This window comes from Caballeronia sp. dw_19, assembly GCF_018449515.1.
In the GTDB taxonomy this organism is placed as follows: domain Bacteria; phylum Pseudomonadota; class Gammaproteobacteria; order Burkholderiales; family Burkholderiaceae; genus Caballeronia.
Map to the genome: position 1 here is coordinate 137,476 of NZ_JAAVUQ010000019.1, position 24,365 is coordinate 161,840.

The 24,365-nt window shown below is 60.9% G+C and carries 17 protein-coding genes and 1 pseudogene; 14 read left to right on the top strand and 4 right to left on the bottom strand.

What is annotated here, in order from left to right; genetic code table 11:
- Positions 1–32 precede the first annotated feature (32 nt).
- From HB376_RS23955 to HB376_RS23965, 3 genes are all read left to right on the top strand, one after another.
- Positions 33–1,658, top strand: coding sequence for a peptidase S1 (locus tag HB376_RS23955; protein WP_213766147.1), 1,626 nt, complete (start codon positions 33–35; stop codon positions 1,656–1,658).
- Positions 1,659–1,789: 131 nt separating this feature from the next.
- Positions 1,790–3,940: a catalase HPII gene (katE, locus tag HB376_RS23960; protein WP_213766148.1), complete on the top strand. Its 2,151-nt coding sequence runs from the start codon at positions 1,790–1,792 to the stop codon at positions 3,938–3,940.
- Positions 3,941–4,122: 182 nt separating this feature from the next.
- Complete coding sequence (locus tag HB376_RS23965) at positions 4,123–4,425, top strand: antibiotic biosynthesis monooxygenase (protein WP_213766149.1); 303 nt, start codon at positions 4,123–4,125, stop codon at positions 4,423–4,425.
- A gap of 66 nt (positions 4,426–4,491) precedes the next feature.
- Here the strand turns inward: HB376_RS23965 and HB376_RS23970 are convergent, their stop codons facing one another.
- Positions 4,492–4,932: a PRC-barrel domain-containing protein gene (locus tag HB376_RS23970; protein ID WP_213766150.1), complete on the bottom strand. Its 441-nt coding sequence runs from the start codon at positions 4,930–4,932 to the stop codon at positions 4,492–4,494.
- Between the two features lie 834 nt (positions 4,933–5,766).
- Between HB376_RS23970 and HB376_RS23975 the strand changes: the two genes are divergently transcribed.
- Positions 5,767–9,363 carry a transporter substrate-binding domain-containing protein gene (locus tag HB376_RS23975; protein ID WP_213766151.1) on the top strand — a complete coding sequence of 1,199 codons (3,597 nt, stop codon included), beginning with the start codon at positions 5,767–5,769 and terminating at the stop codon, positions 9,361–9,363.
- A 233-nt stretch (positions 9,364–9,596) separates the two neighbouring features.
- Positions 9,597–10,049: a hypothetical protein gene (locus tag HB376_RS23980; RefSeq protein ID WP_346730561.1), complete on the top strand. Its 453-nt coding sequence runs from the start codon at positions 9,597–9,599 to the stop codon at positions 10,047–10,049.
- A gap of 72 nt (positions 10,050–10,121) precedes the next feature.
- Here the strand turns inward: HB376_RS23980 and HB376_RS23985 are convergent, their stop codons facing one another.
- Together HB376_RS23985 and HB376_RS23990 are read right to left on the bottom strand one after the other, a co-directional pair.
- The gene (locus HB376_RS23985) at positions 10,122–10,310 is read right to left on the bottom strand and encodes a hypothetical protein (RefSeq protein WP_213766152.1); all 189 of its coding nucleotides are present in this window, start codon (positions 10,308–10,310) and stop codon (positions 10,122–10,124) included.
- Positions 10,311–10,500: 190 nt separating this feature from the next.
- A pseudogene (locus tag HB376_RS23990) lies at positions 10,501–11,682 on the bottom strand (TIGR03364 family FAD-dependent oxidoreductase); the annotation flags it as partial.
- Between the two features lie 110 nt (positions 11,683–11,792).
- Between HB376_RS23990 and HB376_RS23995 the strand changes: the two are divergent.
- A complete protein-coding gene (locus HB376_RS23995) occupies positions 11,793–12,548 on the top strand; it encodes a DeoR/GlpR family DNA-binding transcription regulator (protein ID WP_213766154.1) in 756 nt (251 codons plus the stop codon).
- Between the two features lie 22 nt (positions 12,549–12,570).
- On the opposite strand, the gene HB376_RS24000 is transcribed toward HB376_RS23995, so the two are convergent.
- Positions 12,571–13,698, bottom strand: coding sequence for a 2-aminoethylphosphonate--pyruvate transaminase (locus tag HB376_RS24000; RefSeq protein WP_346730562.1), 1,128 nt, complete (start codon positions 13,696–13,698; stop codon positions 12,571–12,573).
- A 327-nt stretch (positions 13,699–14,025) separates the two neighbouring features.
- Between HB376_RS24000 and phnS the strand changes: the two genes are divergently transcribed.
- The 8 genes from phnS to HB376_RS24040 all read left to right on the top strand — a co-directional run bounded on the left by phnS (position 14,026) and on the right by HB376_RS24040 (position 24,143).
- Entirely contained in the window at positions 14,026–15,117 is a 1,092-nt protein-coding gene (gene phnS / locus HB376_RS24005) for a 2-aminoethylphosphonate ABC transporter substrate-binding protein (protein ID WP_213766156.1), read from the top strand.
- Positions 15,118–15,188: 71 nt separating this feature from the next.
- Positions 15,189–16,277 carry a 2-aminoethylphosphonate ABC transport system ATP-binding subunit PhnT gene (gene phnT, locus HB376_RS24010; protein ID WP_346730563.1) on the top strand — a complete coding sequence of 363 codons (1,089 nt, stop codon included), beginning with the start codon at positions 15,189–15,191 and terminating at the stop codon, positions 16,275–16,277.
- Entirely contained in the window at positions 16,255–17,154 is a 900-nt protein-coding gene (locus HB376_RS24015; protein ID WP_255631531.1) for a 2-aminoethylphosphonate ABC transporter permease subunit, read from the top strand. Before phnT ends, HB376_RS24015 begins: the two co-directional genes overlap by 23 nt.
- Positions 17,144–17,983 (top strand): 2-aminoethylphosphonate ABC transport system, membrane component PhnV, encoded by an 840-nt coding sequence (gene phnV, locus HB376_RS24020; protein ID WP_255631532.1) that lies wholly within the window; start codon positions 17,144–17,146, stop codon positions 17,981–17,983. Before HB376_RS24015 ends, phnV begins: the two co-directional genes overlap by 11 nt.
- A 160-nt stretch (positions 17,984–18,143) precedes the next feature.
- A complete protein-coding gene (phnA, locus tag HB376_RS24025) occupies positions 18,144–19,412 on the top strand; it encodes a phosphonoacetate hydrolase (RefSeq protein ID WP_213766159.1) in 1,269 nt (422 codons plus the stop codon).
- On the top strand, positions 19,409–20,863 hold the full coding sequence (gene phnY, locus HB376_RS24030) for a phosphonoacetaldehyde dehydrogenase (RefSeq protein WP_213766160.1): 1,455 nt from the start codon (positions 19,409–19,411) through the stop codon (positions 20,861–20,863). Before phnA ends, phnY begins: the two co-directional genes overlap by 4 nt.
- Positions 20,864–20,866: 3 nt before the next feature.
- Positions 20,867–21,442 (top strand): phosphonate degradation HD-domain oxygenase, encoded by a 576-nt coding sequence (locus HB376_RS24035; protein ID WP_213766161.1) that lies wholly within the window; start codon positions 20,867–20,869, stop codon positions 21,440–21,442.
- A gap of 250 nt (positions 21,443–21,692) precedes the next feature.
- Positions 21,693–24,143, top strand: a complete 2,451-nt coding sequence (locus HB376_RS24040) for a glycogen/starch/alpha-glucan phosphorylase (RefSeq protein WP_213766162.1) — start codon at positions 21,693–21,695, stop codon at positions 24,141–24,143.
- The last annotated feature ends 222 nt before the right edge of the window (positions 24,144–24,365 follow it).

Below are 24,365 nucleotides of genomic sequence, written 5' to 3' on the forward strand. Positions count from 1 at the left end.
AGAACTCCAACAACACCGGCAAGGGAGCAATCATGACGAACTCCAGTTCAGCGGCGAAAAAATCTTCAACCCCGTCTTCAACCGCGGGGGATCAGCCTTACTTCGATCCCACCGCTTACGGCAACGGTCCCGACGATTCCATCGACGCGACCCAGACCGACGAAAACGCTGCCATCACGCATCACTCGACCGTCATAGGCGGCAAGACGATCGACTACACGGCGACGGCCGGGCATCTTGTGATCGTCGATCCAAGCAGTTCCAAGCCCGACGCGAAGCTGTTCTACGTCGCGTTCACGCAGGATCATCAAACTGAAGAATCGCGCCCGGTCACGTTTTTCTACAACGGCGGACCGGGATCGTCGTCAGTATTCGTGCTGCTCGGATCTTTCGCTCCGCAACGGATCAAGACCTCCACGCCCGCGTTCACGCCGCCCGCGCCCTACCAGATGGAGGACAACCCGGACAGCTTGCTGGACAAGAGCGACCTCGTGTTTATCAATCCGGTCGGCACGGGTTATTCGGCGGCCATCGCGCCGAACAAGAACCGCGATTTCTGGGGCGTTGATCAGGACGCGAATTCCCTCAAGCAATTCATCAAGCGCTTCCTGACGAAAAACAATCGCTGGAATTCGCCGAAATTTCTATATGGCGAGTCGTACGGCACGGCGCGCAGTTGCGTGCTCGCGTACCTCTTGCACGAGGACGGCGTGGACCTGAACGGCATTACGTTGCAGTCGTCCATTCTCGACTACACGCAATCCGGCAATCCGGTCGGCGCGCTGCCGACCGCCGCCGCCGATGCCTGGTTTCATCGCAAGCTGGGGGTGCATCCGCGGCCCACGGATCTGCTGACGTTCGCCGAGGAAATCGCGCAATTCGCGCGCACGGATTACCTCGCGGCGCTGCGTAAATTTCCGCAGACGGACAACGACACCGTGGAGAAACTATCCGAATACACGGGCATCGACAAAGCCACGCTGATCGCGTGGAGTCTCGACGTAGCTTCCTACGACAGCCGCGGCAACTCGCTCTTTCTCACCACGCTGCTGAAGTCCAAAGGCGTGGCGCTAGGTTCCTACGATGGCCGCGTGACCGCTATTTCGACGGGTATCGCGGGCAAGATCGATCCGAACTCCGGCGGCAACGATCCCACCATGACAGCCGTGACCGGGGCTTACACGGCGATGTGGAACGAGTACCTGAACGAGCAGTTGAAGTTCACGTCCACGTCGTCGTTTACGGACCTCAACGACCAGGCTTTCGCCAACTGGGACTTCCATCACACGGACCCGACGGGCGCCCAGAAGGGCGTGGACGCGAAGGGTAACGTCATTCTCTATACGGCCGGTGATCTGGCTGCGGTAATGGCGCTCAACATCGACTTGAAGGTGTTGTCGGCGAATGGGTTCTACGACTTCGTGACGCCGTTCTACCAGACGGTGATCGATCTGCAGCAAATGCCGCTCATCGATAAAACCGTGCGGGAGAATTTAACGGCAAAGTTCTATCCGTCGGGCCACATGATTTATCTCGACGGCGGTTCGCGCACGCAACTGAAGGCGGATCTCGCCAAAATGTATCAGGCTGCGACGACCGATCATGAAGCCATGGGCCGGATTCGCGCACTGCAGCAACGCAAGGTTGAAGCGAAATAACGGGCAATCAGCGGGCAATTGCCAAGGGTTTGACGAGGGTTTGAATCGGCGTCGGCGGGAACACAAGTTGCGAACGGACGAACGAGCGCATGTCGAATGCGCCACTTCAACTGCACACTGGAGTCCTCCCGATGCCAACCTCGAAGAAGAATGCTGGCGCGTCCGCGCCCTCAAAAAACACCAGCGCAGTTGCGCGCACCCCCTCACAAAACAACACCAATCCCAAGCTCGACAGTCTTGAGCCGTTTCGCTCGGACGCGACGGATCAAGCCCTGACGACCAACCAGGGCGTCAAGGTTTCCGATAACCAGAACACCCTGAAAGCGGGTCCTCGCGGACCCTCGCTGCTCGAAGATTTCATCATGCGTGAAAAAATCACGCACTTCGATCACGAGCGGATTCCCGAGCGCATCGTCCATGCACGCGGGTCAGCCGCGCATGGCGTGTTCAAGCCGTACAAGGCGCATACGGACCTGACGAAAGCGGCATTCCTGCTGGACCCGAACAAGGAAACGCCGGTGTACGTACGATTCTCGACGGTGCAGGGCTCACGTGGTTCGGCGGACACCGTGCGCGACGTGCGGGGGTTTGCCGTCAAGTTCTACACCGAAGAAGGCAACTTCGACCTGGTCGGCAACAACATGCCCGTCTTTTTCATCCAGGACGCAATCAAGTTCCCGGACTTCGTTCATGCAGTCAAACCGGAACCGCATAACGAAATGCCGCAGGGCGGCTCAGCACACGATACGTTCTGGGACTTTGTCTCGCTCGTGCCGGAGTCCGCGCACATGGTGTTGTGGACCATGTCGGACCGCGCCATTCCGCGCAGCCTGCGGACCATGGAAGGATTCGGTATCCATACGTTTCGTCTGGTGAATGCCGAGGGCAAGGGCAGGTTCGTTAAATTCCACTGGCGCCCGACTATTGGTTCGGCCTCGCTCTTATGGGACGAAGCGCAGAAGCTGGCCGGCAAGGATGCGGATTTTCATCGGCGCGATCTGTGGGAAGCGATCGACATGGGCGACTACCCGGAATGGGAGCTGGGCGTACAGATTGTGGAGGAGGACGACGAGCATTCGTTCGACTTTGATCTGCTCGATCCGACCAAGATCATTCCAGAGGAAATCGTGCCGATCACGATGCTCGGCAAACTCACGCTGAACCGCAATCCGGATAATTTTTTCGCGGAAACGGAGCAGGTGGCGTTCTGTCCCGGGCACATTGTGCCGGGCATCGACTTTTCGAATGATCCGCTGCTTCAGGGCCGTCTGTTTTCGTATACGGACACGCAGATCAGCCGCCTCGGTGGCCCGAACTTTCACGAGATCCCGATCAACCGCACCATCGCGCCGATGCACAACAACCAGCGTGACGCGAAACACCGGATGACGGTGAATCGCGGGCAAGCTTCGTACGAACCCAATTCCATCGATAGTGGCTGGCCGAAGGAAACCGAAGCGGCCGCTATTGGCGGCGGGTTCGAGACCTATCCGGAACGCGTGGATGCCGTGAAGATCCGCCAGCGCAGCGAGTCCTTCGCCGATCATTATTCGCAAGCCACGCTGTTCTGGAACAGCATGACGAAGCCGGAGAAGGATCACATCGTAGGCGCGTATTCCTTTGAGCTGAGCAAGGTCGAGCGCAAGTTCATCCGCGAGCGGCAGCTTGGAATCCTGGCGAATATCGATAGTGAACTGTGTGCGCGTGTCGCCGATAACCTCGGTCTGCCGGCGCCGAAAGCGAGCGCCGGCGCGGAGGAATTGGGCAAGTCGTCGCTGGCTGAGTCGCCGGCGTTGAGCATTGTTGCGAAGACCAAGCCGTCGGTGAAGACACGCAAGGTCGCCATTCTCGCCGCGAAGGGGGCGGATATTGCCACCATCAAGGCGATCAAGGATGCGCTGACGGCGGAGGGTGCGCATGCGAAGGTGGTCGCGCCGCAGTTGGGCACGTTAGGCGACGGCGTGGAAGTCGATGCAACCATTCTCGGTTTGCCATCGATAATGTTCGACGGCGTGGTGGTAGCCGGCGGCGCGGCGAGCGCGAAGCTCTTGTCGGAATCCGGCGATGCCCGCCACTTCGTACTCGAATCGTTCAAGCACCTCAAGGCGATCGGCGCGGTGGGTGACGGCGAGGACGTGCTGGCCGCCGCCCATCTGCCGACCGGTGACGAGGGCATCAGCGTAGGCAGCGACGCGAACAAGGTGATGAAGGCGTTTATTGCGGCGTTGTCGAAACATCGCGTATGGGCGCGGGCGGAAAAGGCAGAAAGCGTACCGGCGTGATGGGCGCTGAGCGCATGGGTATGTGAAAGGAACCTGCGGCGCCCAGTCGCGGGTTCCTTTTCAATGCAGTTCTTGCAGAGCCTGCCACGCTTTTACAGGTAAGCACCGGCACGCAGGCGGCGCTCGTCTTATGATCGATGAACGCGTTCCCAAACGGCAGACGCGATTCCACGGAGGATGACATGGTCAAGACAGCATTGTGGGTCCGGTTGGAAGCAAAACCCGGCAAGGAGAAAGATGTCGAGGCGTTCTTGCTGGGCGGCCTCGCGCTGGTCGAACAGGAGCCGGCCACGACCGCGTGGTTCGCGCTGCAGTTGAACGCAAGCACGTTCGGAATCTTCGATGCCTTCCCCGACGAAGCCGGTCGCGACGCGCATCTTTCCGGCAAGGTCGCCGAAGCGCTGATGGCGAAGGCGGGCGAACTGTTCGCCTCGCCCCCGCAGATCATGAAGATCGATGTACTGGCAGCAAAGCTGCCGGGCTGAATTCACGCTATACGTGGGTCATTTGCTGCGGCGTTCAGCGCCAGCCGCAGCAAACCTCACATCATTTCAATGATGGTCGTTCGTGAAGGCCGCGCGGGTCTTCGGCGTGGCGGGCATCTTCGCGTATTCAAATTCCGGCAGCGCCTTGATCGCCGCCTTCGTCGCGCCCGCCAATACGATCTTGCCGCCGACTATATCGAGTTGCTCAATGGGAATGGCAACGTCGTGATGCGAGACGCCTGCGAACTGGCTGGCTGCGACGATCGCAAACGACACCGCCTTGTCCGGCGCCACGATGATGTCGTGAATCACGCCGACCCGATCACCGTTCTCGTTGACAACCGGCTTGTTCAGGATGGATTTCTTGATGCTCCACCCGTCCAGGATGGCCGTGGATTCTTCCACGCTGATGCCGATTGTCTGCGAGCCGGCAACTTGCGCCTGCGAAGGAAGGGCGACTTGGGCTAGCGCTGCTGCGAGTAGCGCTGCGATGAGTTTCGTCTTCATGTGTGTCCTCTTGCGCGAGTGAATGAGCAGGCAGGCGGCGTGCGCATGCACGGCTACGGGCTGGAAGACCGGAGACACGCCTGCACCGACCGCCGGAAAAACCATCGGCTGAGAGTCGATAGCTGATGGTCATGGGTGGAGCGTTATACGAACGACTAACGAACGACTACGCGACGATTGCCAAACGGACAGCTTGGTACGAGCAACACGAAACGCATTGGGGAAAGCGAACGAGCATGGTCACGCCGACAATGAACGTTGGCGCCTGGCCGGTCAGGTTGAATGTTGCGTGGCCCGGATGGCTCGTTTGAGCGATGTGTCATGTATCGGCACGAGCGAGCTGATTGGATACGGCAACAAAACCTTGCTGAATGGTAGCGGTGAAATCAGTTTCTGTCAGAAACCTGCTAGCGGGGGGGCTAAGAGAATGGGGCGGCCTGGGATAGAGAAGACTATTCGTAAAGTGCGATCGAGATATTTGTAAGGTTGAAACGAAGAAAGCCACTAACTAGATAGCGGCTTAGCGGCTCTCTTCATCGACTCAATTTAACTAAGGCGTTAATTTTACTCGATGGCAGTCCGGTCATTAATGTCGAACTTAGTGCCCGATGTACAGCGAACGTGTTCCGTCGAGGTGCGCATGCCGGCCCTGGAATAACCGGACGCAGCGCCCGTCCTGCATGCTCAATGTGACTGTGTCATTTAGGTTAACTGACCGTTTCAATTTCCCCAATTGGCGCGGCCGCTCGTATTTGCGACACTGGCGCTCTTTTCAGGAACGCGTGTCTAGCGCTGTGCGCAGGCAATCACCCAATGAGTTCGCTAAGGACACACGTGGCGATACAAAGCATCAGGGCGTTGCATCAGGCAATAGCGTTCGCCTGTCTGCTGGCACTTTCCGTTGCAGTCAATGCCGCAACGCCCAAGCCGTTTATCGTGGGCGCGGTCCCGGGCGCGTTGCCGCCCATGGAAATGAATGATCCGGATGAATCCGGTCCGGGAGTCAGCGGCGTCTCTGCCGATTTCGCGCAACGCGTGGCTATCGCGTTGCAAAGGCCGCTTGAATGGCGGACCTTTTCTGATCGTTCTGCCATGATGGACGCGCTGCGCCACCATCGCATCGATGCCGCGACCAGTGCGACCGGCAATGACGCAGGACCGGCGCTGCGTTACAGCCGGCCTTATGTCGCGACCAAACAGGTCTTTGTTGAACGGCGGGTTGCGGGCGGTCGCACGGGACGTCTTGCTTATGTCGAGCAGCAAACATCGGCGCAACGGCTGCACGACGCTTATCCCGCGCTGCGACCGGTCGGCTATCGCGATACGCTGAGTGCGCTGCTGGCTGTGTCGCTAGGCGATGCGGACGCATTTGTGGGTGACCTGGCCACGGCGGGTTACACAATCGATCACCTGGACCTGGTGAGCCTCACTATCTCGGGCTTTGCGGCATTCGATGAAGCCGGCTACAGCTTCGCCTTCGCTGGCGACGCCGCAGGAGACATCCAGCGTCAACGCGTGGATGCGGCGCTTGCCGCGCTGTCCCCCCGCTTTCTGCTCGAAGTGCGTGCGCGATGGGCCGCTGCCGCCGCGGTGACGTTCACCCGGCCGCTGACGTTAAGCGATGCGCAACGTGCCTGGATAACCGCGCATCCCGTGATCGACTACTCCATGTATGCCGATGCCGCGCCCATGACGTTCCGTGATTCAAGCGGCAAGCCCGCGGGTCTGGCCATCGATATGCTTGCGGCTATCGGCGCGCTCACGGGCCTTAGCTTCGAAGGCCGGCTGCGCGGTTCGACAGAGCGGGTGACCGATGACCTGGGCGACGGCCGCGCGAGCCTGATCGCCTACGGTCTGAGCGCGGGACAGATCCCGCCGCAGTTCGCGCCAAGCAAACCGTATGGCGAAGGTGTGCTTGTCATCCTCACGCGGGCGGGAGCGGAGCCGCTGCGCGACGCGCAAGCGCTTGCTGGAAAACGCGTTGCGCTGTGGCGCAACCATGCGCTCATGAACATGTTGCGCGAGCGCATGCCTTCGGTGCGTATCGTGGAGACATCGCCGATCAATGGCCAGTTCGATGCCGTGGTGAACGGCCAAGCCGACGCCACCATCATTGACATGACCTTCGCCAACTATGCTGTCGGCAATCCGTATCGCAACAAGCTCGTCATCACGGGCGCGTTCTCGGATCAGCCCGTGCAGCACGGTTTTCTCGTGGCGCGTAACCAGCCCATGCTGCTGTCGATCATGAACCGCGCGATCGAACACATGCAGCCCGGCGAACTTGATGCCATCCGCCGCCGCTGGATGCTTATCGAACATCCGGAAAGCCAGTGGGAACGGCGGCGTCCGCAAGTCATTTTCGGCGCGCTGCTGGGTGCGGCGCTGCTGGCCCTGTTGATCGGCTGGGCGGTGTCGTTGAAAGCGCAGATCGCGCGCCGGCGGGCGGCCGAACATGCGATGCGCTTGGCAAAGGAAGAAGCCGAAACCGCGAACCGCGCGAAGTCGACGTTCCTCGCCACCATGAGCCACGAAATCCGTACGCCGATGAACGCCGTGCTCGGACTTCTCGAACTCGAATTGCGCAGTCCGGGGGACCGCGCATCGACAGAGCGGGCGTTGGGCACGGCGCATCAGGCAGCGCATGATCTGCTTGGAATGATCGACGATATCCTCGACATGGCGAAGATCGAAGCCGGCCGGCTCGTGTTGACCGCTGCGCCGCTGGAATTTGGCGAATGGGTGAAAAGCGTGGTGGCGATCTATGAGCCGGCGGCGCGCAGCAAAGGCGTCGCGCTGGTTGTGCGCGTGCGTGGCCATCAGGAGCACGAGCGCATGTGGGTGATGGCGGACGGGCTGCGCCTGAGGCAAGTGCTGGGCAACCTGTTATCGAATGCAATCAAGTTCACGGATGCGGGACAAGTGACGCTCGAGTATGCGATCGGGGCGGTGAGGAAGGGCCACGCGCATAGCCCTTCAGGTGACGATGCACGCATCGCGCGTCGCGAACTGTTGCTGGCCGTCTCCGACAGCGGCATTGGTATCCCGGCGGATCAGCAAGCGTTGCTGTTCGCGCCGTTCGTGCAGGCGCGACAGGAGCGGCCCGGCCGCTTTGGCGGCACCGGTCTCGGCCTCACCATCTGCCGGCGCTTGATGGACATGATGGGTGGCACGATCCGGTTGTCCAGCAAACCCGGGCAGGGAAGCCGCTTCACCGTGCGGGTCCGCTTGCCTGTAGCCCGGCCGCCGCTGAAAACGCTTGCGGCCGCGCACACGCCGGAACTCGATACGCATGACGTGCTCGGCCTGCATGTACTCGTTGTCGACGATCATCCGGCCAATCGCATCCTGCTGGCGAGCCAGTTGACTACGCTCTGCTGCGTGATTGAAACCGCGAATGACGGCGGGGCTGCTTTTGCGCGTTGGGAACAGCAGCGGCAAGAAGGCGCTCCGTTCGACCTGATCCTGACCGATTGTTCGATGCCCACGATGAGCGGCGAGGACCTTGCGCGTGCAATTCGCGCGCGCGAACTGGCGCTGACGCGTGCGAACGCCGATCCGAAGCTGACGCCCATCGTAGGCGTGACCGCGAACGCACAACCCGAGGCGCTGACTCAAGCGCTCGACGCAGGCATGACGCTGTGCCTCGTCAAGCCGCTGGGGCTCGATGCGCTGCACCGCGCGCTGGTACTTGCCATGCAGGATCAGCGGGCGTCCAAGGTCGTCGCGCCGAGCGCCGTCTTGCCGGTTGCTGCCCGCAGCACTGAGCATCCGACGCCGCCATCGGATTCCAGATCCTTCTTCGATCGCGTATTGGGCGCCGCTGCGCCCATGCATGTGTCGACCGCATCGATTGGTTCTGCCAGGTCCTTCGCGTCAGGCCGTGCGCACGCCGATACCTATGGCCCCACGCAAAACTTCCCGGCGAACAGGGCCGTCGGCAGCGGCGTTTCAGCTGCGCTCAGTATGTCCGTTTCCTATCCGGGGCAATTGAACAGCGCGTTCGACGGCCCCTCGGATATCACGCACGAACCTGCTCAACCTGTCGATCACGCCGTTGCGGAACCCGGCGCCGTTGCTTTCCCATCCACGGTCCCGCGTTTTAACGTGGACCGGCTCAACGGCTTCGGGGACCAGGCCGCCGCCCTGGTCGATGCATTGCAGTCGGAGAACCGGCAGGATCTCGATGAGGCGCGCCGGGCATTCGCATCGGCGGACTTCCATCGTCTGCTCGAACTGGCGCATCGGATGAAGGGCGCGGCGTTCGTGGTCGGCGCCACCTCTTTCTCCGACGCCTGCCTGGACCTGCAGCACGCATGCGCGATAGCGCCAGGACAAGGCTACGACACCGCGGCGATCCGCGCGGCCTATGCACGTTTTTACGACGAAGCAATAGCGCTCCATACGGCGCTTGAGCAGCACGCGGTCTAAACGCTCCAGCACGATTTACTCTCGATTGGCGCCGATCGGCGCGGGTCGTTTCACGTTCGTGATTAATGTCCGATTCCGTTCCCGGAACGCGCATGTGTTTTAATTAGCCCCTCCTCTCGCTCCGACACATGGCCGTTGCGTCTCCGGCGCGGCCCGATCGCCGAATGAATAGAAGGTTTTTTTCGCGTCACCGTCACCGTCACCGCCGGCATGGTCGCCGGCGTGTTGCCATCGTGTGGTTCCTGCTTGCGCTTTCGGCCGGCGGTGTGCCGGTTCACGCGCAAAAAGCGGAACTGCTTGATCCGCGCGTGACCCAGTCGAGCATTGTGGACACGATCTGCCGCCCCGGTTATGCCGACGATGTCCTGCCTCCCTTCGACACCTTGCAGCGCCAGAAGGAGCAACTGCTGAGTCAACGCCATGTGAACCCGCAGAATGCTTCCGACTACGCGCTCGATCACCGCATGCCGATCCTGCTGGGCGGCTCCCCGACCGCTGAGGCGAACCTCGATATCCGCCGCTGGGACGGGCGTGCTGGGCAGCGCCGCAAGGAACGGCTGGTGGTGTTTCTGAAGCGCTGCGTGTGCACGGGAGATGTGCCGCTGGCAGCGGCACAGGCGGCGATATCGGGGGATTGGCCGAACCGTTTCCGCAATCTGTCGAGCCCCACTTGCAACGGAGAGTGAGCGGACGGTCGTTTTCCCCGGGCCGTTGGTAGCTAGTCGCACCCCAAAACCCGGTCGAGTGCGAACGACGGCTTATTCCATTGTGAACGTATCGAGCGGCTGGTTCGCCTGCGCCTCGCTTGCAAAGCGCCTTGCAAGCTGGTCGTGGAGACGGCGGGCTTCGTCGAGCGTCAGGTCGATCCAGTACGGGTCTCCCGCGCCGTCATTCAGACGCTCGGGCGGAAACTGGATCTCCAGCACAATGCCTTTCTTGTAGCTCATCGATCAACACTCCGCGCGGTCGCAGAAAAGAACAGGCGTCGAGTTTACCGGGCGGGGATGCTTTCATTGCCGTGCAGCGAGGAAATAGACTCTTGCCGCTGGCTTAATGACGCTGCTTCATGTGGCCACTGGTGCTGCGGGCTCATGACACGCGGCCGCGTCGCCAAGGTGCCGCGTCTGCGACAAGTTGTCACGCTGTGGGTAGCGCCGCCCCGTCAATCAGATGACTGACTACGCGTTCTCCCAGCGCCGGTCCGACGCTCATGCCCACGCCGCTATGCATGTACACACCGGTCACATTCGGCGCGGCCCGCAGGACAGAAAACGGCGCGCCCGACATCTCGGTGCGCGCGCCATACACGCCCTGCCACCGTTCGATGACCCGCAACGTACCGCCGAGCGTGTCCTCAGCCAGACCGAGCAGGATTTCATCGATAGCCTGCGAATTGAACGGTGACGGATCGTCACCATAATCGTGCGAGTCACCCACGATCAGATCACCCCCAGGCGTCGGGCTCGCCAGCAGATGAATACCGTGCTCGATTAACGCGGATTCCCGCGCAGCCACTTCCGCTTGCAGCGCGGCGGCTTCGGGAAGGTCCGAGAACGCGCCGTAATGCAGGCAGCTCAACCCGGTCAGCACGGCATGATCGAGGGCGAAAGGCGTGGTTGGCCGCACGCGCAACATCTGCAACCGGCACACCCGCGGTTCCAATGCAGCGAGTTGCGGCGCGAGCAGCGAAAGATAATCATGTCCCGCGCAAACCACAACATGCTCCGCCCGCCACTGGCCTGCAGTTGTCTCGACCCGTCCGCCATCCACATCCTGCACGAGCGTCCCGAAGCGGAATTCCACGTTGAACACACACCGCAAATAGTCGATGAGCGCAGGCACCGCCTCGCGCGAAAACACCTGCAAATCGGCACGCCCATGCAGTGCAGCGCGATGTTTCCGGAAGCGGCCATCGTAGAGATCATCGAGCGCGGCGCGCGAAAGCAACGCGGCGTCGTAGCCCGCGGACTCGGCGCGCGTTGCCGCGAACGCCTCCATTACCTGAGCTTCGGCTGCGCTGCGGGCGAACATCAGCGAGCCGGAGCGCCTGACATGCAGCGCCGCGCCGGATGCCCAGTCGAGCCATATTTTCCGCGATGCCTGCGCAAGCGCATGCATCGCGCCCGGCGGCTGGCCGGTCACCAGCACCATGCCAAAATTTCTGATGGACGCACCGACCGGCGTGCCGCTGCGCTCGAATACGGTCACGCGCAAGCCGCGTTTAGCGAACGCATAGGCATGCGCCAGGCCGAGAATACCCGCGCCGATAATCGCAACGTCGGTGCGATGGGGAGTAAGTGTCGTTGTCATGGTCATCCGTGTAGTGGCCCTCGCGTACTACAATACGCGCGGTCCCGGGTTTATCTTCGGGGCTATCCTGTCTATCCATTCGCTCGTTCATTCATTGCCGGCATGCCCGGCCGCACTCGATGCTCGCCGAACAACGTCATCAATACATCCTGTCCGAGTTGTCGAAGAACGGCGCGCTGTCGGTCGCCGAACTCGTGCGCGCACTCGACGTGTCGCGCGAGACGATCCGTCGCGACCTCAATGCTCTCGCTGAACGCGGCCTGATCGCGACCACCCACGGCGGCGCGCTGTCCAATGATCGCCGGGAGCCGGACCTCGACGTGCGGGAAGCTGCGAACGCCGCTGCCAAGCGCGCGATCGGCGAGCGTGCCGCGCAGCTCGTACCCGACGGCGCGTCGGTGATCATCGACTCGGGCAGCACGACCCAGGCCGTCGCCCGCGCACTCGGCGACCGGCACCGCTTGGCGGTCTATACCAACGACTGGCGCATCGCGCTTCTGCTTGGGCGCCGCAACGACAACAAGGTCACGCTGTTCGGCGGTGAACTCTCGGACCACGAGGACGCGGTATTCGGGCTGGATACCGTGCAGCAACTCTCGCAATATCACGTGGATTTCGCGTTTGTCGGCGCGGGCGCGATCACGCCCGAAGGCTTCCTGACCGACTACTCGCGCCTCGCCGCCGAAGTGCGCAGCCGCATGATCCTGGCGGCGAGCGCGGCGGCTATCGTCGCGGACAACTCGAAGTTCGGCAACGTCACGCCCGTGCGTATTCGCGACTTCGAGAAGGCGCGTTACCTGATCACCGAAGTCGCGCCCGACAAAGCCATGCGCCGCGCAATCGCCGCACGAGGGCCGGAGCTGGTGATCGCCTGAATGCCCGGGCTTCACGCTGATCTCACGCTGCCGTCAAGTCTGCCGGCAGCACGTGCAGCGTGCCCAGCGCCCGCCCGATGGCCGCTACCGCGTTAAACATTTCGTTCGTATCGATTGCGCCGATGCAGCCCACGCGGAACGTCTCCACTTCCGTCAGCTTGCCCGGATAGAGCACATAACCCATATCGCGGACGGCTTCATAAAAGCGCTTGAAATCGTAGGCCGGATCATGCGGCGCGTGGAACGTAACGATCACCGGCGCCTGCACCGCGGCATCCAGGAACGGCTTGAAACCCAGCGCCGCCATGCCCTCGATCAATGCCGCGCAATGGCGGCGATAGCGCGCGCCACGCGCCGGCTGCCCCCCTTCCGCGATGAACTGATCAAGCGCCGCGCGCAACGCGGCGACCACATGCGTAGGCGGCGTAAAGCGCCATTGCGTGGTCTTCATCATGTACGCGTATTGATCGTGGAGATCCAGCGCGAGCGAGCGCGAGTTGCCCGCCGACGCTTCCAGCAGCGTGCGTCGCACGATCACGAAACTCATCCCCGGCACGCCTTCAAGGCACTTGCCGCTGGCGGAAATCACCGCGTCGATACCGCCCTTCGATACATCGATAGGCAACGCGCCGAACGAACTCATTGCATCGACGATCAGGCTCTTGCCGTGTTGCTTGCACAGCGCAGCGATGTCGTCGAGCGGGTTCAGCAAACCCGCGCTCGTCTCCAGATGCACCTGCGCCACGTGCGTGATACGCGGCTCGCGGCGAAACATGTCCTCGATCCGCGCGACGCTCGCCGGCTCATCATCGCGAAACGTCAGTTCGACCGACGTCACGCCCAGCCGCTCCAGTATTTTCAGCAAGCGTGTGCAATACGCGCCGTTGTTCGGCACGAGCACCACGGCGTCGCGCGGCACGAGTGAACCGAGCGCGGCCTCCACGGAAAACGTGCCGCTGCCTTGCATCGGAACGCACACAAAATCTTTTTGGCCGGACACGATCGCAAGCAGGTCGCGGCAGATATCGCTTGTCATGCTGTTGAAAGCCGCATCCCAGGAACCCCAGTCGCGCAGCATCGCCTGGCGGGTGGCAGGCGATGTAGTCAGTGGGCCAGGGGTCAGCAAAATCGGGTCACTTCCGTTGATCACGTTTTCCTCCATTCATGGCAACAGGCGCCGCTCGACGGTCGGGTTGAGGCTTTAGCCGACAACTCGGCATCGTTCGGCAGGCATGAAATAGTCTAAGCGGAATTTTGGCGAAATGTGTTCTTTGTTGGAAAAATGTGGCATCGTCACGTCGCTGTCACGAAGTTCTGTGATGCTTCGTTCGGGTTGCTCGCGCACTGAAATTCAGGACGCTGCGCCAATGAATCATCCGACGCATCGGACCCAAAAGAATCCAGCCGATGCCTGGAAAAATGTGTGTCTACCTTCACGCCACCTGGTTGTATCCGCCTTCCCGGAGAAACAAGCACCATGACAAAAAATCGCTTTCCCGCTTCCCGTTTCGTCGCGCAGCGCGTGCTGCCGGCGCTGGCCGTGGCCGCGTTTGCCGGTGCCGTGACGGCGCCGGCTTTTGCCGCCGATGCAGTCGTGCTGTACAGCGCCGATGGTCTGGAAAACCTGTACAAGGATGTATTGCCGGCCTTTGAAAAGAAGGAAGGCGTGAAGGTCAATATCGTGATTGCGGGTAGCGGGGAAGTCGTGAATCGCGCGACGGTGGAGAAGGATTCGCCGAAAGCGGACGTGCTCGTCACGCTACCGCCATTCATTCAGCAGGCGTCGCAAAGCGGCTTGCTGCAGCCGTACCAGAGCGTCAACTACAAGAACGTACCGGCAATCGCCAAAGCCTCGGACGGCGCCTGGGCGACCTTCGTGAACAACTATTTCTCGTTCGCGATCAACCCGGAAATCACGAAGACCGCTCCGAAGACGTTTGGTGACCTGCTGCATCCCGACTTCAGCGGCAAGATCGCCTATTCGAATCCCGCCACCGCCGGCGACGGCATGGCCGTGATCATCCTGACGAGCGCGCTGATGGGCGAAGACAAGGCGTTCGACTACCTGAAGGATCTGGAAAAGAGCGCGAAATTCCACACCAAGGGCACGGGGTACCTCGATGTCCTGCTCTCACGCAACGAGATCGCGTTTGCCAACGGCGACCTGCAGATGGACCTGGACGACTCAACCAACGGCGGCCTGTCGCTCAAGCCGATCTTCCTCTCGGCCAAGCCCGGCGACGCACCGACCACGTTCCAGTTGCCCTACGCAATCGGCCTGATCAAGGGCGGCCCGAACCAGGCGGAAGGCAAGAAGCTGGTGGACTACCTGATGTCGAAGGAAGTGCAGTCGAAGGTGCCGGATATCTACGGCATTCCGGGCCGTACCGACGTACCGCTCGCGGGTAAGAACGGCGAGACGGTCAAGCAGGCTATTGCAGGCGTAAAGCTGATTCCGGTGGACTGGAACCAGGTGATGGAGAAGAAGGCCGCATGGACCACGCGCTGGAAAAACGACGTGATCGGCAACTCCGACAAACAGCTCGAGGTCGTCAAGCCGAAGTCCTGAGCGTCTGAGCTTTAGTCTGCTTTGATCTTCGGGCTCGTCCTGTTTTCCCCAAGCTCTCAAGGATGCGAACCGTGAACACTTTGACGCTGGCTCCGGCCACTCGCGACGCCGCCGCCGTGGATTCAAATCAGCACGCGCACGGCGGCGTGCGTATTGACCGCCTGAGCGTGCGCTTTGGCACACGCACTGTGCTCGATGACCTGTCGCTGACCATCGAGCGCGGGGAACTGCTCACCGTGCTTGGCCGCAGCGGCTGCGGCAAGACCACGTTGCTGCGGTTTATCGCGGGCTTTATCGAGGCGGACGGGCTGGCGGGGACGTTGACGGTGGCGGGGCGTGACCTCACGCATGTGCCGCCGTTCAAGCGCAATCTCGGCTTGCTGTTTCAAAGTTATGCGCTGTTTCCGCATCTGTCGGTGTATGACAACGTCGCGTTCGGTTTGAGGGCGCGGCGTCTGAAAGCAGGGGAGATCGCACGGCGCGTAGCCGATGCGCTCAAGCTCGTGCAACTCGGCGATGCGGGGCACGTGATGCCCGCGCAGTTGTCGGGCGGCATGCAGCAGCGCGTGGCGTTGGCGCGGGCGCTGGTGATCGAGCCGGACGTGCTGCTGCTGGACGAGCCGTTGTCCGCACTCGATGCTAACCTGCGCGCCTCCGTGCGTACCGAACTCAAGGCGTTGCATGAGCGTTTGCCGAACCTGACCATCGTGTGTGTCACGCACGATCAGGACGACGCGCTCGTGCTCTCCGACCGCACGTTGCTGATGCGCGATGGCCGCATTGCGCAACTCGGCACGCCGCGCGAACTCTACGACAACCCGAAGGATGCATTCGTCGCGCGCTATCTTGGCGCGGCGAACCTGTTGCCGCCTTCCATCATGTTCCCCATCGGTGATCCTCGTCACGACGATCGCGACCATGTTGCATGCGTGCGTCCCGAGTGCCTTTCGATCGTACCGCTGGGCGATGCCCAACTGCATGGCACCATCGCTTCGGTGGAGTGGTACGGCGCGGCCTTGTCGATATCGGTCATGATCGACGCACTGCCCGATCAACCTGTGCTGGTCACCATGCAGCGTGCCCACGGCCCGATGCCCGTGAAGGGTGCGCGCGTTTCCCTACGCCATGAGGTTGACGATGTCGTCCTTATCAGTGAGTGACCACGTAGTCGACGACGTTGCGCATACCGCCGCCAAGCGGCGTCGCGAACGGCTGGCGCAGTGGCATTTGTGGTTCATTCTCGTGGTCGTGCTGGGACCATTGGTCATCTATCCGCTGGTGCAGCTCCTGCGGCTGAGCGTGGCCGGCGCGCACGGTCTGAGCTTGCACGCGTACACAGCGTTTTTCACCAATCCCGAGACGAGCGGCGTGATCGGCACGACGCTCGGCATCTTGTTCGGCAGTGCGACACTCGCTTCAGTGCTCGGTGTGCTGCTCGCGGCCATGCTGTTTTTCAAGCCATTCCCCGGGGCGAAGCTTGTCACCCGGTTCCTCGAATTGTTCGTCGCATTCCCATCGTTTCTGGTCGCGTTCACGCTGATTTTTTTATATGGTTCGCAAGGCTCGGTGAGCATTGGATTGCAGCGGCTTTTCAACCTGCAAGACCCGCCGCTCAACTTCCTGTTCGGTATCGGCGGCGTGATTTTGGCGGAGGTCGTGTTCTACGCGCCGTTCGTCGTGCGGCCCACGCTCGCGTCGTTCGCTACGCTCGACATGCGCCTGATCGAAGCCGCCAAGAGTCTTGGCGCGAGCGGCTGGATGGTCGCGTTCAAGGTCATTTTGCCGCTCGCGTGGCCGGGCATTGCAGCGGGCACGATCCTGTGTTTCCTGCTGACGCTCAATGAATTCGGCATCTTGCTGGTGCTCGGCAGTGCGCATCTGATCACGTTGCCGATGGCGATCTACAGTTCGGCCACGGTCGATCTCGACTTGCCGACGGCAGCCGCCGGCGCCGTCGTGATGCTGGCGATGTCGCTCTCGCTGTACGCGCTGTATAGACGAGTCAATCGACGCACGGGAGGCCGCAATGGCAACTGAGTTCACGCTGCCCGTAACGACGTCGAAGCCGCATTCGCTGAAGCGGATTGGCGCATGGGCATTCACGGCTTTTGCCGCGCTGCTGTGCTTCTGGCTGTTCGTGTTGCCGGTGATCGTGGTGGCGTTGTCCAGCGTGGCGTCACACTGGTCCGGAACTATTTTCCCCGATGGTTTCAGCATGCGCTGGTTCGAACGTTTGGGCTCCAGCGACTTCGATGCGTTGACTACAAGCTTGGAAGTCGGCTTCGGCGTCGCGGTGCTGGGTACCGTGCTTGGCCTGTGGCTTGCACTGGCGCTGGAAGGCCGTGACCGCCGCGGCGTGGGCGCGTGGGTCGACACCATCGCGATGATGCCCAACGGCGTGCCGAGCGTCGTGCTCGGGCTGTCCGTGCTGATCGCGTATCACAAGAAACCGCTGGATATCTCGGGCTCGGCGGCAATCGTGGTGCTGGTTCAACTCGCGCTCGTGCTGCCCTTTTGTTATCGATGTGCAGCCGCCGCGCTGCGCCCCGAACTCACGATCTTGCGTGAAGCGGCAGCGAGTCTCGGCGCGCCGCCTTCGATGGTCCTCTCGCGTGTTGTCCTGCCGCAGCTTGTCCCCGCGATCCGCGCGAGCCTCGCACTGGGGTTTGCCTTATCGCTGGGCGAACTGGGCGCGACATTGACCGTCTATCCGCCGGGTTTTGCGACCGTGCCAATTGTGGTCGTCGGGCAGGTGAATCGCGGTTATTACTTGCCGGCGTCGGCGCTTTCGCTGATCTTGCTGGCGGTTTCGCTCGCTGCATTGTTGCTGATCGCGGCAAAAGTGCCACGGCGGCGAATGGCCTGATCCAGCCTGGTTCTCCCGGAAATCCCATTTTTCGGGACTTTTTTGCGCCGAAAAATGTGGCAAATATTGGCGTTGTGCATCAAAATATGGAATCACACGCTTAGCCCTGACGGTAACAAACGGGCTGGCAAACCGCTGGTTCATCACGGAAAGGAAGCTCATGTCCACGTCCACCGAAATGCTCATGGAAGTTAATGGCCGCGCTTATGGTCCGGCGCGCGCGCTGACTGTTGTCGTCTGCGTCGACGGCTGCGAATACGATTACCTTGAAGCGGCCGTTGCGGCGGGTGTCGCACCGTTTATCGGCACGATGCTGCGTGGCGGGTCCGCTTTCCGAGCCGACTGCGTGATTCCATCGTTCACCAACCCGAACAACTTGTCGATCGTGACGGGCGTGCCGCCTTCGGTGCACGGCATTTGCGGCAACTATTTCTTCGACCCGCAAGCGAACGGCGGCAAGGGTGCCGAAGTCATGATGAACGACCCGGCCTACCTTCGCGCCGGCACGATCCTCGCGGCTGCTGCGCGGCGCGGCGAGAAGGTGGCAGTGGTTACGGCGAAGGACAAGCTGCGCCGACTGCTCGGCTGGCAACTCGACGGCATCTGTTTCTCGGCGGAGAAAGCGGACGCGGTGACGTTCGCGGAGAACGGCATCGAGAACGTGCTTGAACTGGTCGGCAAGCCCGTGCCGGACGTGTATAGCGCCGGCCTTTCCGAGTTCGTGTTCGCGGCTGGCGTGCGGCTTGCCGAGACCCGCAAGCTTGACCTCATGTACCTGTCGACGACCGACTACGTGCAGCATAAATGCGCGCCCGGCACGGACGGCGCGAACGCGTTCTACGCGATGATGGACGGTTACCTTGCGCGCCTGAACGAACTTGGCGCGGTGATCGGCCTCACTGCCGACCACGGCATGAACGCGAAGCACGACGCCGCAACGGGCGAGCCGAACGTGGTGTATCTGCAAGACTGGCTGGATGAAACGCTGGACGCTCCGAATGCGCGTGTGATCCTGCCGATTACCGATCCCTATGTGGTCCATCACGGAGCGCTTGGTTCGTTCGCGACCATCTACCTGCCGGCTTCCGTCGATGCAAAAGCGCTGGCGGCGCGCATTGCTGAGTTGCCGGGTGTGGATATCGTGCTCGATAACGCGGCTGCATGTGAACGCTTTGAATTGCCCAACGATCGCGTGGGCGATCTCGTGGTCGTGAGCGGACGCAACACGGCGCTCGGCACCCGGCGCGCGGAGCATGACCTGTCGGGATTGACCGTACCGTTGCGCTCGCACGGCGGCGTGTCCGAGCAGGAAGTGCCGTTGTTGTTCAATCGTCCGACCGATGGTTTCGAGTCGAAGCAGGACGGGAAACGCTTGCGCAACTTCGACGTCTTCAGCATCGCGTTGAACCACCTGGAGCTTGCATCATGAGCGCCGTTCTCGCGGTTGAGCAGCATGCGCTGCGGGTCGAAAAGCTGCGACTCAAAGGCGAGCGTGTGGCGCGTGCACGCACTATCGATGTTTTCGATCCTTACACGAATACCCGCGTTGGCACCGTGCCGATGGCAAGCGTTGACGACGTGCGCGACGCATTCGAGTACGCGGTGAACTACCGCTCGACGCTGACGCGTTATGAGCGCTCGCAGATTCTCGAACGCGCTGCCGGGTTACTGCGTGAGCGCACGGAAGAAGCGTCGGATCTTATTTCGCTTGAATCGGGTTTGTCGAAACAGGATTCGCGTTATGAAATTGGCCGCGTAGCCGACGTGCTCAAATTCGCCGCGATGGAAGCGTTGCGCGACGACGGCCAGAGTTTTTCCTGCGACCTTACCCCGCACGGCAAGGCCCGCCGCGTGTTCTCGCAACGCGAGCCGCTGGCCGGTGTGATCGTCGCGATCACGCCGTTCAATCATCCGATGAATCAGGTCGTGCATAAACTTGCACCGGCTATTGCAACGAACAATCGCGTGATCCTGAAGCCGTCGGAGAAGGTGCCGTTGTCGGCTTATTACCTGGCCGATGTGTTGTACGAAGCCGGTTTGCCCGCGCCCATGCTGCAGGTTTTAACGGGCGACCCGCGCGAGATCGCCGAAGAACTCGTGACGAACCAGCATGCCGACCTCGTCACTTTTACCGGTGGCGTGGCAATCGGCAAGGAGATTGCGGCGAGGGCGGGGTATCGGCGCGTGGTGCTGGAACTCGGCGGCAACGACCCGCTGATCGTGCTCGACGACGCCGATCTGGACCGCGCGGCAACGCTGGCCGTGCAGGGCTCGTACAAGAATTCCGGGCAACGCTGCACGGCGGTCAAACGCATGCTCGTGCAGAAGGGCGTCGCCGCCCGGTTCACGGAACTCGTGGTGGAAAAAACGCTTGCGTGGAGTCACGGCGATCCCTTCGATCCCGCCAACCAGATGGGCACGGTGATCGACGCGGCCGCCGCCGAATTGTTCGAAGCGCGCGTGAACGAAGCGGTATCGAAGGGTGCGCGACTGCTCTGCGGTAATCACCGCAATGGCGCACTGTATTCGCCCACGGTGCTTGATCGTGTTGATCCGTCCATGACGCTGGTGCGTGAGGAAACCTTCGGGCCAGTGTCTCCGATCATCGAATTCGATACCATCGACGACGCCATTCGTATCAGCAACGGTACGGCGTTTGGCTTGTCGTCCGGCGTGTGTACAGACAGGGCGGACCTGATCACGCGCTTCGTGAACGAACTGCGCGTGGGCACGGTGAACGTGTGGGAAGTGCCAGGTTACCGGATCGAGCTGACGCCGTTCGGCGGCATCAAGGACTCGGGTCTGGGTTACAAGGAAGGCGTGCAGGAAGCGATGAAAAGCTTCACGAACCTCAAGACTTTTTCTCTACCCTGGGCATAAATCATGGCGCTCACGCTTACTGATATTCGTCATCTCTTCGATACCTACGGCGCCATTGCCTATAGCGGCGAACCCGTCACTCAACTCCAGCACGCATTGCAGACGGCGGCGCTGGCCGAGGAGTCGGGCGCCGACGAAACACTCGTTGGCGCGGCGTTTTTGCACGACCTGGGCCACTTGCTCAATCTCCAGGGCGAGACGCCGACCGAGCGGGGTATCGACGACCTGCACCAGTATTTCGCGCTGCCCTTCCTGCGGCCGCTGTTCGGCGATGCCGTGCTCGAACCGATCCGCCTGCACGTGGACGCGAAACGCTGTCTATGTGCAATCGATACCGATTATTTTTCGACATTATCAGCGGATTCGCTCCGTAGCCTGAAACTGCAAGGCGGCATTTTCAGCAAGGAAGAGGCAGATGATTTCATGCGCAAACCTTTCGCGCAGGACGCGCTTTCATTGCGCCGTTGGGATGATCTTGCCAAGCGCCCGGAGCGCGTTACGCCGCCGATCGACCACTATATTCAGCTAATCGAAAGGCTCGCGGAAAGCCACAGCGCGGTGTCATCAAATCGCGTTTGAACAAGACCATGATCAGGAAACCAAAGTAATTAACAATTCTGTTTCCGGATCAGCCACGCTGTTCCCGATGACGGAAATGCGACAAAAGGACGGACCGCCGGCGGATGTCGTGCCGATTCCACGGCCGCCGGGGCCAATACCCAAAAAAATAAAAATAGCGTAACCTGCCTGTTCACCCGGCCCCGTCCCGCTTGACAGAACGCGGCTCGTACCTAGCGCGTTGTCCAGCGATGCATTTCTGGAGAGTTCGATGACATCCGTCGACCTGGAATTCGAACAGCTGAACAGCACCGTCGATGCGCTCAGGCGCTCCATTTCCAACCGTCTCATGTACGGAGTCGGCAAGGACGCCGTCACCGCGCAGCCGCGCGACTGGCTCCATGCGGCCGAACTGGCGGTCCGCGACCGGCTGGTGGCGCGCTGGATGAAAACCACGCGCCAGCAGTACGAGCAGGATGTAAAGCGTGTCTACTACCTGTCGATGGAATTCCTGATTGGCAGGACTTTTACCAACGCGTTGCTTGCGCTCGGCATTCACGACGAAGTCCGGGACGCGCTCGCCGGCCTTGGGATCGACCTCAATACGTTAGAAAACCTGGAGCCGGATGCGGCGCTTGGCAACGGTGGCCTTGGCCGCCTTGCCGCGTGTTTTCTCGACTCCATGGCGACCGTCGGCATTCCCGGTTTTGGCTATGGCATCCGCTATGAATACGGCATGTTCCGGCAGACCATTGTTGACGGCAATCAGGTCGAAACGCCCGATTACTGGCTGCGCGCGGGTAATCCGTGGGAGTTTCCGCGGCCGGAAGTGAACTATGTGATCCATTTCGGCGGCCGCACGATACGTCATGGCGACCGGACCGAATGGATAGACACGGAACACGTGAACGCCATGGCGTACGACACCGTGATCCCCGGTTTTGCCACGACCGCGACCAATACGTTGCGCCTCTGGTCGGCGCGGGCGACCGATGAATTCGACTTGTCCGCGTTCAACCAAGGCGATTATCGCCGCTCGGTGGAAGCGAAGAACACCTCCGAACATGTGTCGCGTCTGCTGTATCCGGACGACTCCACGCAGGCCGGCCGCGAACTGCGTTTGCGCCAGGAATACTTCTTTGTTTCCGCGACGATGCAGGATCTGATCCGCCGATATCAACGCACGCACACGCATTTTGGGCGGCTGGCGGAGAAGGTGGCGGTGCATCTGAACGACACCCATCCGGTGCTGGCTATTCCCGAGCTGATGCGTTTGCTGGTCGATACGCATCATTTGCCGTGGGACAAGGCGTGGAAGCTGATTCAGCAAATGTTCTCGTACACGAACCACACCTTGATGCCCGAGGCGCTGGAAACCTGGGACGTGGAAATGCTGTCGCGGCTGTTGCCGCGCCACCTTGAGATCATCTTCGACATCAACGCGGATTTTCTCAAGCAGGTGGGTGAGAAGTTCGGGCGCGACATGGACCTGATCCGCCGTATTTCCCTCGTCGATGAATATGGTCAGCGGCGTGTTCGCATGGCGCACTTGGCCATTGTTGCCAGCCACACGGTAAATGGTGTGTCGAAGCTGCATTCGCAGTTGATGACGCAAAATATTTTCGCCGATTTCGCGCGCATGTACCCTGAACGTTTCACGAACGTGACGAACGGCATTACGCCGCGGCGGTGGTTGTCGCAGGCGAGTCCAAAGCTGTCGTCATTGATCGATGAACGGCTTGGACCGCGCTGGCGGACTGATTTGTTCGAGCTGGCCCGGCTGCGTGAATGGCGCGATGACCCTGAATTCACCAAAGCCTTTCACGATGCGAAGTTTGCGAGCAAGGTACGGCTCGCCGCGCGTGCGAAGCTGGAGACGGGGGCGATTATCGACCCGAATGCGCTGTTCGATTTGCAGGTCAAGCGCATTCACGAATACAAGCGGCAGTTGCTTAACATCCTGCATGTGATTGTGCGGTACAACCGGATTCGCGAGCAGCCGGAGAAGGCGTGGACGCCGCGTGTGGTGATGTTTGCCGGCAAGGCGGCGTCGGCGTACAAGATGGCCAAGACGATCATCAAGTTGATTAACGACGTGGCGGAGAAGGTTAACAACGATCCGTTGATTGGTGACCGGTTGAAGGTCGGTTTCATTCCGAACTATGGTGTGAGCGTGGCGGAACTGATCATTCCGGCAGCGGATTTATCGCAGCAGATTTCGATGGCGGGGACTGAAGCGTCGGGTACGGGCAATATGAAGCTCGCGTTGAACGGGGCATTGACCATTGGCACGCTGGATGGCGCGAACATTGAGATTTGCGACGCCGTTGGGCGCGAGAACATGTTTATCTTTGGGCACTCGACTGAAGAGATTGATGCGTTGCGGGCGACGGGATACCGGCCGCGGCATATTTACGAGGAGAATCCTGAACTGAAGTTGGCGCTCGATCAGATTCGCCTTGGGCATTTTTCGCCGGACCAGCCGCATCGGTTCTATGACATTTTCCATACGCTGGTGGATTGGGGCGACCATTACATGGTGTTGGCGGATTTTGAGAGTTTCGACAAAGCTCAGGCGGACGTCGATGCGAAATTCCTCGATAAGGAAGCGTGGACGCGCAGTGCGATTGAAAACGTCGCGGGGATGGGGATTTTTTCGTCAGACCGGACGATTGCGGAGTATGCCAGGCATATTTGGCATGTTGAGCCCTTGGTCGTTTAGTTTTTGCTCGCGCCGGTGGACGGGTTTTGGGGGGGATGGTGCGAGGGGGGCTTGGTGGTCAGGGGTTGGTGCTTTCGGCGTTAGTGGTTGGGGTCAGTGCTGGGGTGGTCGGTTCTGGGGTTAGTGGTCGGGGTCAGTGCCGGGTTGGTGCTTCGGCCTTAGTGGTCTGCGAGAGTCGGATTTTCTCTTTATCACTATTAGCCACTGTGCGTGGCGGCACGT

Excerpts from the sequence above, each read along its gene's own strand:
- HB376_RS23995 (WP_213766154.1), top strand. The coding sequence starts at position 11,793 with ATGCTCGCCGAACAACGTCATCAATACATCCTGTCCGAGTTGTCGAAG.
- katE (WP_213766148.1), top strand. The coding sequence starts at position 1,790 with ATGCCAACCTCGAAGAAGAATGCTGGCGCGTCCGCGCCCTCAAAAAAC.
- phnV (WP_255631532.1), top strand. The coding sequence starts at position 17,144 with ATGGCAACTGAGTTCACGCTGCCCGTAACGACGTCGAAGCCGCATTCG.
- HB376_RS24040 (WP_213766162.1), top strand. The coding sequence starts at position 21,693 with ATGACATCCGTCGACCTGGAATTCGAACAGCTGAACAGCACCGTCGAT.
- phnS (WP_213766156.1), top strand. The coding sequence starts at position 14,026 with ATGACAAAAAATCGCTTTCCCGCTTCCCGTTTCGTCGCGCAGCGCGTG.
- HB376_RS23965 (WP_213766149.1), top strand. The coding sequence starts at position 4,123 with ATGGTCAAGACAGCATTGTGGGTCCGGTTGGAAGCAAAACCCGGCAAG.
- HB376_RS24035 (WP_213766161.1), top strand. The coding sequence starts at position 20,867 with ATGGCGCTCACGCTTACTGATATTCGTCATCTCTTCGATACCTACGGC.
- phnA (WP_213766159.1), top strand. The coding sequence starts at position 18,144 with ATGTCCACGTCCACCGAAATGCTCATGGAAGTTAATGGCCGCGCTTAT.
- HB376_RS23955 (WP_213766147.1), top strand. The coding sequence starts at position 33 with ATGACGAACTCCAGTTCAGCGGCGAAAAAATCTTCAACCCCGTCTTCA.
- HB376_RS23970 (WP_213766150.1), bottom strand. The coding sequence starts at position 4,932 with ATGAAGACGAAACTCATCGCAGCGCTACTCGCAGCAGCGCTAGCCCAA.
- HB376_RS24015 (WP_255631531.1), top strand. The coding sequence starts at position 16,255 with ATGTCGTCCTTATCAGTGAGTGACCACGTAGTCGACGACGTTGCGCAT.
- phnY (WP_213766160.1), top strand. The coding sequence starts at position 19,409 with ATGAGCGCCGTTCTCGCGGTTGAGCAGCATGCGCTGCGGGTCGAAAAG.
- HB376_RS23985 (WP_213766152.1), bottom strand. The coding sequence starts at position 10,310 with ATGAGCTACAAGAAAGGCATTGTGCTGGAGATCCAGTTTCCGCCCGAG.